The 13756-nt window shown below is 54.3% G+C and carries 11 protein-coding genes and 1 tRNA gene; 2 read left to right on the top strand and 10 right to left on the bottom strand.

From position 1 onward, the window contains the following. Positions 1-84: 84 nt before the first annotated feature. A complete protein-coding gene (locus AA098_RS26260; RefSeq protein ID WP_064615273.1) occupies positions 85-1695 on the top strand; it encodes a diguanylate cyclase in 1611 nt (536 codons plus the stop codon). A 500-nt stretch (positions 1696-2195) separates the two neighbouring features. On the opposite strand, the gene drt3b is transcribed toward AA098_RS26260, so the two are convergent. The 7 genes from drt3b to AA098_RS26225 form a co-directional block, all read right to left on the bottom strand. Further along, a complete protein-coding gene (gene drt3b, locus AA098_RS26255) occupies positions 2196-4244 on the bottom strand; it encodes an antiviral reverse transcriptase Drt3b (RefSeq protein ID WP_064615107.1) in 2049 nt (682 codons plus the stop codon). After that, positions 4237-5583, bottom strand: coding sequence for an antiviral reverse transcriptase Drt3a (drt3a, locus tag AA098_RS26250; protein WP_064615106.1), 1347 nt, complete (start codon positions 5581-5583; stop codon positions 4237-4239). The genes drt3b and drt3a overlap by 8 nt, the downstream gene beginning before the upstream one ends. Before the next feature lie 213 nt (positions 5584-5796). Beyond that, positions 5797-6072: a hypothetical protein gene (locus tag AA098_RS29005; protein WP_082916932.1), complete on the bottom strand. Its 276-nt coding sequence runs from the start codon at positions 6070-6072 to the stop codon at positions 5797-5799. Next, positions 6069-7049, bottom strand: a complete 981-nt coding sequence (locus AA098_RS26245; protein WP_064615271.1) for an integrase domain-containing protein — start codon at positions 7047-7049, stop codon at positions 6069-6071. Before AA098_RS26245 ends, AA098_RS29005 begins: the two co-directional genes overlap by 4 nt. Positions 7050-7978: 929 nt before the next feature. Then, positions 7979-9298 carry an integrase arm-type DNA-binding domain-containing protein gene (locus AA098_RS26235; protein ID WP_064615105.1) on the bottom strand — a complete coding sequence of 440 codons (1320 nt, stop codon included), beginning with the start codon at positions 9296-9298 and terminating at the stop codon, positions 7979-7981. 162 nt (positions 9299-9460) lie between these two features. Further along, positions 9461-9536 (bottom strand) — tRNA-Thr (locus tag AA098_RS26230). 98 nt (positions 9537-9634) lie between these two features. Further along, positions 9635-9883: a hypothetical protein gene (locus tag AA098_RS26225; protein ID WP_003255757.1), complete on the bottom strand. Its 249-nt coding sequence runs from the start codon at positions 9881-9883 to the stop codon at positions 9635-9637. A 519-nt stretch (positions 9884-10402) separates the two neighbouring features. Here AA098_RS26225 and AA098_RS26220 point away from each other — a divergent pair. After that, positions 10403-10678 (top strand): DUF3077 domain-containing protein, encoded by a 276-nt coding sequence (locus AA098_RS26220; protein WP_019439071.1) that lies wholly within the window; start codon positions 10403-10405, stop codon positions 10676-10678. Positions 10679-11032: 354 nt separating this feature from the next. Here the strand turns inward: AA098_RS26220 and AA098_RS26215 are convergent, their stop codons facing one another. The 3 genes from AA098_RS26215 to AA098_RS26205 form a co-directional block, all read right to left on the bottom strand. After that, complete coding sequence (locus AA098_RS26215; protein ID WP_064615104.1) at positions 11033-12238, bottom strand: adenovirus L4-33K/L4-22K family protein; 1206 nt, start codon at positions 12236-12238, stop codon at positions 11033-11035. 111 nt (positions 12239-12349) lie between these two features. Continuing rightward, positions 12350-13039: an ABC transporter permease gene (locus AA098_RS26210; RefSeq protein WP_019439073.1), complete on the bottom strand. Its 690-nt coding sequence runs from the start codon at positions 13037-13039 to the stop codon at positions 12350-12352. After that, complete coding sequence (locus tag AA098_RS26205) at positions 13039-13731, bottom strand: ABC transporter permease (RefSeq protein WP_003255749.1); 693 nt, start codon at positions 13729-13731, stop codon at positions 13039-13041. The genes AA098_RS26210 and AA098_RS26205 overlap by 1 nt, the downstream gene beginning before the upstream one ends. Between the last annotated feature and the right edge of the window lie 25 nt (positions 13732-13756).

Below are 13756 nucleotides of genomic sequence, written 5' to 3'. Positions count from 1 at the left end.
ATGTCTTACAATCTAGCGAGCCTCGCCTTGGCGGGGTATCGCAGGGTCGATGATGCACCTTGCTGTATCGCAAAAGGAGTTGCTCTGGTGCACCATTCAACCGGCAAGCGCGGCGTGAGTTACGATCCGTCGCAACGGCGGCAACGCAGGGACATTCCATCCATCGTGCGCCGGGTGACGCTGGGCGTTGTGGTCGTCTGGTTGGCACTTGTGGCAAGCCTGAGCGGGTGGGTAGCGCAGCGCCTTACGGCAGAAGAACTCGACAACCTGGCGGCAGGCGCCGAATACGAAGCCCAGATCACGGGGCGAGTCGTAGACCGCCTGTTCACCGAGATGGCCAGCGTGGCCAACATGGTGGCCCGTCAAAGCGAGGTGATCCAACTCGCTGCCCGATATCGCCATGATCCGCCTGGCTTCGCGGCACTCACGCGTGAGGAGCGCGCTTCGAAATTCACCCGTGACCCGCTGGTGCGAAGCGTGGGTGATTTCATGGATAGATTGGCCAGTGATCTTCACTATGCCCGTATCTACATGAACAACCTCTCAGACGATACGGTGACGGCCAGCAACTGGGCGGAGTCATTCAGCATCGTTGGCCAGATCTATACGGGCAGGGCCTACCTCCTCGACGCATTGCGCACCGGCAGTGGTGAAATGTTCGGCATTGCCCGCCTGAACAAAACCCCCTCCTATTTCGTAGCCAGCCGCATCGACGATGCTGACGGCAAGCCACTCGGCTCTGTCACGGTCAAGTTCGATGCCCCGGACATCGCCCTTTACCTGACAGGGCGTCACATTGCCTTGATTGTGAACCGTCAGGGGCGCGTGACCACCGCGTCCAGCGAACCCTTCATGCTGCGTAACGTGGCGGCACTGCTCCCGCCCGATATTCGCAGGCCTCTGGATGGCGACGAAGAGCCGGGCGAGCCCATGGATATCCGCGCAGTGGCAGCCGCGGCTCAGGCCGATCAATGGCTGATTGGCGGGCACCCTTATCTGGTGCATCGCCAGCCCCTGAACGACGCGCAATATCAGCTGCTGACGCTGGCAAAGCTTGATCACCTGCAGCCGATGCGTCAGCAGTACTACTGGACCGGAGCCTCTGTGGCAGCGCTCGGGTTGATCTTGATCTTGCTCTCCAGCCGTGTGGCCGGGCAGATGCTATTGCGCCGCCAGGAAGAACGCTATGCAGCCAACTATGACGCGCTGACCGGGTTGAAGAACCGGCGTGCGATCCTGGCTGCCTTGCATCGGCATTTCGCGTTGGCGAAGCGAACGGGGCAGGGGGTGCTGGTGGCATTTATCGACCTCGACGAATTCAAGGCGATCAACGACACCTACGGGCACGAGGTGGCGGACAAGTTCCTGATCGAAGGCAGCCGGCGCTTGCAGGGCGGGTTGCGGGCAACAGATGAACTTGGGCGCTGGGGTGGTGACGAGTTCGTTGTGATCGGCTTGACCGCTTCGGTCAACCCGGACGAAATGGCCAAAACTGCCGCAGCGATGCGCAGACGGCTGGTGCCGCTGCTGATTGGTAGCTACGAATTTGACGACTGTCGGTTTGATTATGCGGGTGCGAGTTTTGGTATTACGAGTGTTGATCCCGCTGCGACTTCGCTGCAGGCCGCGCTTAAAGCGGCGGATCAGTTGATGTATGCCGATAAAGAGGTGCGGCGGGGGTTGCGGAGGGTTTGAGAGGGGGAGGGCGGGCATAACGGCACTGAAAACAAAAAAGCTCATCTTTCGGTGAGCATTTTTGATACTGCGTATGGTGGCACCAGGAGTCAAATAAGTATTTAACTATATGATTTTCATGAGTTTTATAGTTCGACTCAAGATTTTGTATCTCTAAAAATACCCTTTAGAATTCGCGCCTTCACTCCTTTGTGTGCGGAAGCACGTATCGAACGGGTAGAGAGGGGTACTGCTGGAGCTTTACTCTAGGCGATAGCTAGTCAATCAAGCCTTGGACTGTCCACAGGCTCCTATCGGCTGGGAGTAGGTCATCAAAAAACGAGATAATCGAGCATCCTTCACTTTCCTGGTAGGCCTTAAGCTAAGAGGAAAGTGAAGGAGTCAAGACCGGAGAACTCACGAGGATTCAACGAGGCAAAGCTTTCGTGCATAGAACAACCTTGCCGTGATGCTGGTGTGTGCGACCGCAAACGGTCTTCTATGTGCGTGAAGCATCGGAATCAGTATACTTCCTGACTGACCTTAGCGTCTAGCTCCTTAGAGAAATCAAAATCGCCCCATTTTGTGAACCAGTACTCGCTATATTTTTGGATTCTTAGCAGATAATTTTTTGGCAAGCAATAGTGTTCCAAGACTTTGATTTTAGTTTCATTACTCACGAAAGGACACGCTATAAGGTCCAGCGCCATATGAACCATTTCAGAATCCCCGATCAACGAATCTTGCTTCAATCTGAATCTCTCTAGTATATGCTTTTCCAAAGCAGTCCTTAACAGCAAGTAACGGGTCTTTCTTTCTATGTAGAAAAAGAGAGTGACTATAGAGAAATAGTCAAGGCTGGATTTTGTTTGAAACTGCCCATTTGAAAAGTCAAAACCAAAGCTGTGTCCAAGAACTTTTTCATCTATGCGATAATTTTTTCCAAGTTGACGCATTAACACCAGCAAATACATTGTCTCGATTTTTGCGCTTTTTCCATCGGAGTTGTGATCCATTATGCTTCGGCATCTCTCATAAATTACCTGTGAGATTGATGCCTCATAACTTAAGCCGATTGGGTCAGACTTATAAAACGACAAAATACGTTGACAGATACGGCAAAGTTTAATGGTTGTGTTTACTTTTGGCGACACGGCATAGATAAAAAAGACAAAGCCTAGGAGGGCTTCTATTGACTTTGAAAAGCTCTTGTCGGTTCCGCTAAGATTTTCTATCTTCTTATAACCTTCAATTAAGGAGCCTACTTTGCGCTCTACCACGGAAAGAGAATAATTTAATATTTCCCCGTAATTAACACCTGAGGTCGTCAGAATTGACTTAAAGTCCGTGATTAATGAAGATCTTCCAATGTAAATTTCTCCCCTTGGAAGTTTCTCCCCATCCTTGATTTCTGAAGAAATTTCATAAGCTAACGTACGATCAAAAAGATCAGAGATACGCTTCTTTGCGATGGATATAGGCGTAATTATAGGGCGCTGTAGTGTTTCTTCTTTGCCCTTGTTTAATGATAGCTTGTATAGCTTCAGGCTTTCTTGCAATATCATTTTTATCTGATGGCAGACTTCTTCGTTATTGTAAAAGACAAAATAGTCATCTACATATCGATAAATCTTGAAGTCTGAATTGTGTACATATCCTTTTTCAAGTAGTTTTCCAGAGATTTCAGTATCAACAGCTTGGAGTATTATTTCCGCGAAAATCCTTGAAACTTCAGGGCCGATCAAAATTCCGTTTGTTTCGTTATGATTCAACTTTTGCATCAGCGAGTCAAATTTCCCCGCAAATGAGCCTAGTATGGTTTTAAGGTTTTGCTTTGCGAAGTCCTTTCCATATATTGCCCACGCTAGGGAGTGCGTGTAAATGCTATCAAAACAACCTGACACGTCAAACTTTGTAAGGTTCTTGAAGTCGCGCTCGCTACGCAGGTGTTCCCTCGATTCGTAAAACTTAAAAACATTGCTAAATCGTTCATATACAAAAAACGATTTTAAATTCTCATAGTTTTCGCCGTCTACTTCTACCAAAGCATCAGATTTATCTTGCCTCTCTATTTGCGAGCGATAATCTATATACGTACATCCAGCAACTCTCTTGGGTGATCGCAGGCTGAACTCACTTTTGCCAGTGTAATAAATCATCAGGTCTTTATATTGATCATAGAAATCTACTACGAGCACTTGACCTTTGGGGTGCATTAGCGACAATTGTCTTAACTGGTCCTGCTTATGTGTCGTCGAAAAAATGAAAGGGACAGTGTGGACGAAATCCGTTTTTTCCAGAATAATTAGAGATTTAGATTCGCTGTCCTCGGCGACATGCTTGATAACTTTACTTGGTTGAATGCCAAGAATCATTCTTACAAGATTGTCTAGCACTTCATCTTTTGTAGTCCATGAGATTGTATTTCCATTGATTTTTATGTTGTGTTCGCATAAGAATCTGTAGAAGTATCTATTTGAGAAAACTATAGGCACTTCGTATGGAAGTACATCTGATAATACAACTCGCTCTATTGGGAAATTTATGGATAGTGCTTTTTTTCTAGACATGCTTCCAACCTCGCGAAAGCTCTGAAAGCTGTTTTGGGTCAAAATTTCTAAACAATTTGTCTTTGAAACCTTGCGCGAAAGATAGTTTCGAGAGCTTTCTCGATAGTGATGGGCTGGTAATGCTCTTGATTTTATTGATGTAATAGTTATCAAGCCCAGAAAGCTGAGTGGTCTCAGTTATGAACTTGTTACTAAAGTAGACTCCAATGAATGCGTTGCTTTTTCTATTGAATAAGCGCATGTTTCCGGTTAAGAACAGACATCTGAGCATTAGTTCTTGCTCAGATTTCTTGGGGATAAATAAAGATTTTGAAGCATAGTCGGAAAATGCTTTGTCGATACGTGATTTATATTTGTCAAATTTTCTTTGGCTCAGTCTTACGCCTGGACTGCTCTTAGAAACATCAAATGTATATCCGAGGTAGTCAAATTTACCTTTTTGCTCAACCAGTAAATCAATAACTTTTGTTTTGGCGTTAAATTTCAGTCCCTTTGCATCAAGTATCTTACTGAGAGTAGGTAGGTACTGATCTGCGAGTTCTTTTCGCTGGGGGGCATACATGAGAACCATATCGTCAACGTATCTTGCATAATAAAATATATCTTCTTGTCGTTTGATTTCGGCATCAATGCTTGAGAGATATATCTCGGATAGATACGCACTTATACCTATGCCGCGCGGTAGTCCGTTCACGTCCCCAGATACAACGACATAATCTTTCATGAGTCGTGTTAGAATTCTTTTAATTAGCACCGATAGCTCAGGAGCTTGGTGAATTCCATCGAGCAGCTCCTTATGCCTTACAGACTCATAAAATGATTCTACATCTGATCTAATGATGTACTTGGGTACGCCATCTAAAGCCAGTGATTTTATTTGGCTGACTAGAATGTCACGCGGAGGCATACGAAGCTCATATAAAGTCTTTAGCGCTTGTTGAACAAACCTCATCGCGAGTATTTGATCTAAGCAATTCCCTGCGCCGTAAACATTTTTACCTCCAACCGGGGCCGGTAGAAGCGTGATGTTTATTCTGAAGTCTTTGCTGCTAACTGCTTTGCTAACCCTCTCCAACTCAGACTCAATCAAAGCTACATGCTGAGACTTGCGTTTTTCTATAACAGTAGTCAATCGTGACATGCGTTTTTCGTAGAATGCGAGAGTAGTTTTCCCCGTGCGTAAGCGGTAGCGTGCAAATGATCTTAGCTTGTTCAGCTTGTAGAGTTTTACTCTTATAGCGAAAGCGCTTGGGATATACCGCTCTTCTAAATCCCCACCCTTTTCTCTATCAGCCTTTAGTAGCTTATTAAGATTTTTTATCGAGAAGGACTGATCCATAGTTAAGGTTAACCTTCCATATTTTTCTATGGTGTGTGCTAAGTATGGCTAATAAGCGATTTTACCCGATTTTCGAGCAAGGCTACGCTCCAGTGACAGATTTTGCGTAAAGATGTTTTTTCTATTTCTACGAACGTTTTGTAATTCTTTATTGATCCAATGGCCGTTTTTAGTCGATCACTGTTCGTCCAGACCACTAGGACCATATCCCATTCAGCGCTTGAATGCCCATGACGTTTCTAAGCGCCGCGTGATCAGTCGGATTGTTAACACGTAATAGTACCGTGTCGCCTCACTCCGCCGGCTAATGCAATGTTCGAGAAACCAGTCCACGTGCTTTTTCTGCCAACCCCACGGTGTTTCTCTCTGCCAGCGTTCTGCAATTTCAGCTTGAATGATTTTGGCCTGGCGAAGGTGGCGTTGCCGCGTTGCGTGTGAGCCGGTCAGAACGCCAGCTAAAAACAGCTCCATATCGAATGGTTTACTCATCCCCGACCACCAATGTAGGCGGCGACCACGTCGATCCGCCCGTGCCCCAGTTCGCAGCTGATTTGCCACCGGGCATCAAGATCAAGGTTCCTATCTACCTGGCAACATTGGCCGCCGTTGATTGGCGCGGGGTATTGGGTGATCTGCTCATAGCGCTCACATGCGTACGCCGCTCGTAGCTCATGGAAGCCCTTGAGGTTGTGTGCATGAAGGATGACCCGCGCAGGGTGGATGATTTCTTGCAGAAATGTCAGGTAGCTTTCGTGTCGCGCAATCAGATTGCGGCTACCCATAGGCGATACCTGCCGTGCAAACTCAAGCGCCTCGCGAACATGATCGTCCACTGTAATCCATCGCGGCGCCGAGGCTCCGGAGCGACCGCCTTTGGTGCCATCCTGAATGTTGATCCTGCCAAATTCGTTAGCCTCACGGCTCAGCCGTGGCAGGTCAGCCAAGATGGTCTCACGCAAGCGCATGCCGGTGGCTTGCGCCAACAGAACGATCGCGGCGGCCCGCTGCTGATCATGGCGGCAAAGCGCATCAACGATTTTCTCAACCTGTTCGCGGTCCTGGCCTTGTGGGGCCAATTGACGAACCCCGCTACGCTGCATACCCAATGCCATGCTCGGACTAGGCAATTTCACGTACTGATCACCGCGAAGCGCTGCCATAGTTCTGTTAACGCTGGATAGGCGGTTTTGTGCGGTGCTGACGGCGAGATCACCGCGCCTAACCGTGTCGCGCAGATACGCCGCGTAGTCGGCCAACACCTTTCGATTAATCTGCCGCGCATCATTGATACCGGGCCCCTGTTCGGAGCGGCACCATTTCACGAATGCCTGCCACCGATCACAGTGTGCCTTGACCGTGCCGTAGTGGCCGCCGCCGAACATGTCTTTCAGCGCTTGCGGACCTGCGTAGCTCAGTTGCCTGCCGTAGCCGAAATTACGGCCATCGCGTTTACCCACCAATGCCATGTCGGTCACCTCATCGTCCGCTCTTCGATCCTCGCCCCACGTCATCCCGCCAAGAATGTTGAGTGTTATCAGGGATCAAGGCCCCTGCGACCTGTGGGGATGTCCTCTTACGCGGGACTGGCGGCTCCTTACGTCCGGGAGCAAGGGCATCTCATGATCTGGCCTCCTGAGCACCGTTACCGGTGGGCGGGTAGAGGCTGCATTGGCTGACGAGACCAGTGCCGCGAGATCCTGAGCCGGGTGAACGCAGCGATACGATGACCGGGGCATGCCTGACTGTCAGTCAGGTGCAGTCCATTCCTTGGTCTGCGGCACCATCATCTACATCGCTGTTGCTGGTGACATCGGCGTTTGTCACGCCGATTGTCACGAGTGAAGTTGCCGCAAAGCCAAATGCGATGAGGGCTGCAGCAGTGTTAGACGCGCCCGTCTCTTTCCAGTGAAAGAGACGGGCGCAGGTTGGCGCACGCGAAATGGCCAAGCGGATAGGTTGCTGCTGAGCAGATGGGTAGGGTGGTTGCCGCAGGGGCAACGATATTGAGTTGGCATCCATCACATGGGTAGTGACCGTACGAGCTGCCGGACGCGAATCGTACTTGCGGGTGAACCACCGCGGGAGCGGCGTGACCTCCAAGGTTCGGGTCACCTGGGGTGCTGTCATCGACAGCTCTTGCGACTCCCGGTCTACGCTTGTGGACAATATTCGTCAAGCAGCGCGATATCAGGGATTTAGCGCCTGTGGATAAAACTATCCCCCGGTGGACATCAGTGGTTTTCCACAGACGTCAGCTGTGCCAGCAGTTTTTTTCTTAGGTATGGTCCTTTCAAACGGGGCGGCTTTGCAGCCCCGTTTGAAAGGACCCGCGAGGAGGAGCTTCATGCGGTGCTGTGGGTAACTTCACAGGGAGTTGAGGTGGTGGTGCGGCGGGTTACTCGGTCCTCTTGGCACTGCGAAGCCGCGTGACGTTCTCGCCCGTTTGCTTGGCAAACTCATGCGGCGTCACATGGTCCTCGCGGTTCGCCTCCAGAAACCGGCTCCACCAGGTCATGATCATCCGGCGCTCTTCGAGGAACTCGGCCTTATGGGTATAAGCGGCCCGCACGTTGTTGCGTTCCTTGTGGCTCATCTGCCGCTCGATAGCCGTCTCCGACCAAAGCCCGGACTCGACCAGCGCACTACACGCCATGGCTCGGAATCCGTGGCCGCAGATATCCACCTTGGTGTCGTAGCCCATCGTCCTGAGTGCGGCATTCACCGTGTTCTCGGACATCGGTTTCCATGGCTTGGCATCTCCCGCGAACACCAGGTCGAACTTGCCGGTGATCGCGTGGATCTGCTCAAGCAAGGCCACTGCTTGCGGCGATAAGGGTACAACGTGAATGTCTCCGGCCATTTTCGTACCCCTTGTGGAAAACGGTACGCCGTCGAGCGCCGGGCGAGTGTCGGGGATCTCCCATATGCCGCGATTGAGGTCGAACTCGTTCCAGCGAGCGAAGCGCAGCTCACTAGAGCGTACGAACACATGCAGCGACAGCATCACGGTAAGGCGTGTGAGTGGACGACCTTTGTAGTCGTCGATGCGTGCTTGCAGCTCTGGCAGCCGCGATAAGGGTAGTGCGGGTCGATGTGTAACCCGTGGTGCTCTGATTGAGCCGTCGAGGTCGTGAGCCGGGTTCGCGGTAATCAGCCGCAGCCGTTTGGCTTCGCGCATGATGCTTTGAAGGTAGTTCTTGATCCTAAGCGCCACGTCGATGGTGCCGCGTTTCGTCACGGCTTCTAGAGGCTGCATGAGGTCGTGGGTATCGAGCTCGACGATTGCCCTGGCACCGAGCAAAGGGAATACATGAGTCTTCAACCGGCTGAGTACAGTCTTGGCGTGGCCCGGCGCCCACTTGGGCACCATCCCGGCATACCAATCGAGCGCAACGCTTTCGAAGGTACGGCCATTGATTACGGCTTGCACCTTGGCCTGCTGCTTGGATTGGATGGGGTCAATGCCGTTGGCGAGCTGCTGTTTGAGCTCGAAGCGCTTGTGGCGAGCGTCAGCCAGCCCGACCACCGGGTAATTGCCGAGCGAGGTCAGGCCCTCGCGACCATCGGGCTTCACGTACCTTAGCCGCCAGCCTTTGCGACCGTTGGGCTTCACGAGCAGGTAAAGGCCATCGCCGTCAAAAAGCTTGTACTCACGTTCGCGAGCCTTTGCAGTGCGGCAGGCGTTGTCGGTAAGGGGAGCCGTTGTGCGAGCCATAAGGGTACTTTCCAATGTCGAATTGGTAGGTATCCTTAAAAGTACCCTTATTAGCGCTGGCTACCCTCGGAATCCGACGGAACGCCAAAACGAAAAAACCCGCCAGAAGGCGGGTTTTTCGGGGGTTCCAGAGATTTTGAAAGCTTTCTATGGAACCTTGAATGGTGCCGGCACCAGGAATCGAACCCGGGACCTACTGATTACAAGTCAGTTGCTCTACCATCTGAGCTATACCGGCAATGGGGCGTCATTATAGCGATCGTTTGGCGCCTGTAAACCACTTCCTTGCGAATGTTCGCAAAAGACCTAAGTCACCGGCCCAAAAGAAGAATTTTCCTACCAGCCGCGGTGCATGGTGGTGACGCTAGGCTCGTTTTTACCCGGGTTGAAAAACAGCTTGTCGTTGTCGCAGCCGCGCTTGCGACATGGGGCTTCTGTGCGCAGGGGCAGGCCGTTGTCGCCGCCCAGCTGCATGCCGGGGTGGTTCCAGCCCAAGTTGCTGTTGGGTTGGGGCGGGGTGCCGCCGGCACAGCCGGTCAGGGCCAGGGCGAAGGTCAGCAGGGCGAGGGGGTTGGCTCGGGTCACGATGCTCAGGTCCGGTGGTCCATTGTCGGTTCTGGCGCAACGCCAGAAGGTCGCGGGGCTGGCGGGCAGCGCGCGACGTCACTTTTTAATGATTTGGGGGGCGGATGATACACCGTTGCGGGGGTGGAGCATTAGCCTTGTGTTGTCTGGTATGGCCTCTTCGCGGGTGAACCCGCTCCTACAAGGGGGCGGGTAAGCCGGGTTATCTGTGTAAGGGAATTCTGAACCATGGGGTCAAAAGCTTCAGGGTTTGGATGCTTCGGAAGTATCCTACGCGCGCCGCCGAAGTAACGCTGTTGTCGGGGAAGTGGCTCACGGATACCGTTTTCGGGTCGCTCTGGCGACTGGGTGTGAGAACCCGACTTGAATAAGCGCTACTCGCCATGGTGGTCGTACGTGGGCAGACCTCGGTCTGGCCGGGCTTCCTTATTCACTCGGTTTCTCACCCTGCGTACGGCTGCCGCCCCAAATCCGTGAGAAAGATTTTTGGCAGTCTCCTTCCGTGAATAAGGATTTGCCATGAAAAAAGATGTTTCTGAGCCAATCACAACCGCAGGCGTGGAAACCTTCCTCGCAGCCGGTAACCCATCCCTCAATCTGCTACGCGTAGAGCCCGGCGTCCCCGTCGACGCGGCCTACGAGCATGTCTCGATCCTGATGGGCTACATCAAGCACCTGGTGCGCGAGGGGGATATGGAGGACGACCATAAATTCCTGGGGGCAGCCGATTACCTGTGCGACATGGCCAAGGCGCTGATGAACGATATCGAGATTGCCAAGGGTAAGGCGCATTAGGCATTGACGCGGTCATTTGTGGGAGCGGCCTTGCGTCGCGAAAGGGCCGCAAAGCGGCCCCCGTTTTCGGCACAATCTCTGAAATCGCCGGGGCTGCTTTGCGGCCCTTTCGCGACGCAAGGCCGCTCCCACAAAAGCCGCTTGCGCTAACCACAAGAAATGTTTATGCACAAGTGGCATCGGCGACCTGAGCGAAAGGCATGCCGGATCGCTACGCCGCTGGTCTTTGCGCAAACGCCTGTTTTTACTGGGCTGCAGCCGCAAGCAGGAATAAGCCAAGCGCTTGAAATAGCGCTTGGATCCAACAGGTAATCACAAGCTTGTTCACAGACTTATCCACAGGTTGTGCTGCGGCTAACCGTCGCGTTCCGCGAGAATGAGCAGGTTGCGCGGGGTCAGTGGGTAATCGCAAAACAGGCCCAGGCGCACGTCATAGCCTTGTTCTTCGAGGAACAGAGCGCGATCGAGTACCAGCCACAGCTCCAGTGGCCGACGGAACAGGTTGCGTACGCGCTCCAGGTTCCGAACCTCGGCCAGGCGTTGCCAGCCCGCAGCTTCCAGCATTGCCCAGTCCGGGTCGCCGCTCACTGGCAATTGCTTCAGTTCAGCCAAGTCGCGGCAGTATTGCTCGAAGGGCTTCTCCAGCCAGGCCACCGGCAGGGAAGGCGTCGGCAGGTATTCATCGCTCTGGCGCTGCTGGCGTTGCAGCAGGTCGAAGCCCAGGCGCCGGGCCATCGAGGTGTCGCGCTGGCGCCGCACGCGGGCGCCGGCAGTGACGGTTTCGCTCAAGGGCAGGCCCAGGTCGTCCAGCGACAGCTGCAGGCTCGACGCCTGCGCGGCTGTGGACAACGCCTGGTACTGCTGCGCGGCGATGCGGTTGTAGCAGCACGGGGCTATGGCCAGTTGCCGGCAACCTTGCTGGCTGGCCAGTTGCATCAGGCGTACATGCAGATCGCCACAGGCATGCAGGGCAACCACGCTTTTATCGTCAGCCAGGTGGCGAGCGCTGTCGCTGGCCATCACATCCTGATGTACGTGCTGTGCTTGCAAGTGGTGGTGTGCACTCAGGGCCTGACCGGCAGCGACCAGGTCGGCGTCGTACTCCAGGCAGGTCAGGTGTTGCCCGGGTTGCAGCAGGCGACGGCCGAGGTGGCCTTTGCCAGAACACCAGTCCAGCCAGTGCCGGGGCTGCTCGCGGAAGGCCAGGTGGCTGGCGAAGGCTTCGATCTGTTGCCATTTGCGACCGGGGACGGCGACGTCCAGGCGGTGGGCGGCAGGCGGTAGATTGGTTTGCGCAAGGCTGCCGAGCGTGGCGAGCTGTCGGGCTTGTTCGGCCAGTTGCGGGAATGGGGCAGGCAAGCGGTCAGCGGCGCTGTCGGCTTCGGCGTCTGCCAGGGAACATTGGCGCAGGTGGGCGGCAAGCTCTGGGTGGGTGGTTTCCCAAGGCAGATGCAGGGTGGTGAAGGGGCGGGGTTTCCACAGCTGTTGGTGCTCGATCAGGAACTGGTCGAGGGCCTGGAAGCGGGTGCTTAGGTGGTGGCTGTGGAGGGGGCTGGGCATGGGGATGTGTGTTGGGGTTGAGGGCCTATTCGCGGGTAAACCCGCTCCTACGAAGGTTCAGCATAGGCCTGTTGTAGGAGCGGGCGTGCCCGCGAAGAAGGCTAGGAGATGTCAGCGGCCTTGGCAGGCATCCACGCGCAACCAGCGCTCCAGCAGCTTGAAGCCTTGCACCAGCATGAACGAGATCACCAGGTAGAACACGCCTGCGGCGAAGAAGATCTCCACCGGCAGGTAGGTGCGGGCGATGATGGTACGGGCCATGCCGGTCAGCTCCAGCAGGGTCACGGTACTGGCCAGGGCACTGGCCTTGAGCATCAGGATCACTTCGTTGCTGTACGCCGGCAGGCCGATGCGCGCAGCGCGTGGCAGCATGATGTAGAACAGCGCTTTGCCACGCGACATGCCCAGCGCCCGTGCCGCTTCGATCTCACCTTTAGGAATCGCCTGCAGCGCGCCACGCAGGATCTCGGCAATGTACGCGGCGGTGTGCAGGGTCATGGTCAGCACCGTGCACCAGAACGGATCGCGCAGGTACGGCCACAGCGAACTGGAGCGCACCGCATCGAACTGCGCCAGGCCGTAATAGACCAGGAACAACTGCACCAGCAGCGGCGTGCCACGGAAGAAGAAGATGTAGCTGAACGGCACCGCGCGCACGTACCAGTGGCGCGAGGAACGGGCGATGCCCAGCGGGATGGCCAGGATCAACCCTGCAACCACGGCAATGGCCACCAGCTCCAGGGTCAGGACCGCACCCTCGGCCAGGCGTGGCAGCCATTTGAAGATGACTTCCCAATTCATTATTCAGCCCTCGCAAAGCCGCGAGCGGCGCGTTTTTCCATGAAATGCATACCGGTCATGGCAAGCACGGTCAGGCCCAGGTAGATGCAGGCCGCGACCATGTAGAAGGTGAACGGCTCTTTGGTCACGGTCACGCCAATTTGCGAGTGGCGCATGATTTCTTCAAGGCCGATTACCGATACCAGGGCGGTGTCCTTCATCAGGATCATGAACAGGTTGCCAAGGCCGGGCAGGGCGATGCGCCACATCTGCGGCAGGATGATCCGCGAGAGGATGCGGCCCTTGGACAAGCCCAGCGCCAGGCCAGCTTCGCGGTGGCCTTTGGGGATCGCCAGGATAGCGCCACGGAACACTTCGGTGGCGTAGGCGCCAAAGCACAGGCCCAGGGCGATCACGCCCGCGGCGAAGGCGCTTAGCTCAAGGCCCGGCATGTTCAGGGCTTCGCCGAGGCTGTTCATGAGCCCGACGGTGCCGAAATAGATAAGCAGTACCCAAAGCAGTTCGGGCACGCCGCGAACCAGGGTCGAGTAGAAGCCGCCAAGCCATTGCAGGGGCTTGAGCGGTGAGGTTTTGGCCAGGGCGCCGAGCAGGCCCAGGACCAGCCCCAGCAGCAAGGCGCAAAGCGCCAGTTTTACGGTCATCAGGGTGCCGGCCATCATGGCCGGACCGAATCCGTGCAGGTCGATATTCATGGGCAGGTCATTTTAGGGACTGGCG

The sequence above is a fragment of the Pseudomonas sp. JY-Q genome, from assembly GCF_001655295.1.
In the GTDB taxonomy this organism is placed as follows: Bacteria; Pseudomonadota; Gammaproteobacteria; order Pseudomonadales; family Pseudomonadaceae; genus Aquipseudomonas; species Aquipseudomonas alloputida.
The sequence above is the reverse complement of the archived record's forward strand: the minus strand, read 5'-3'. Positions and strand labels throughout refer to the sequence as shown.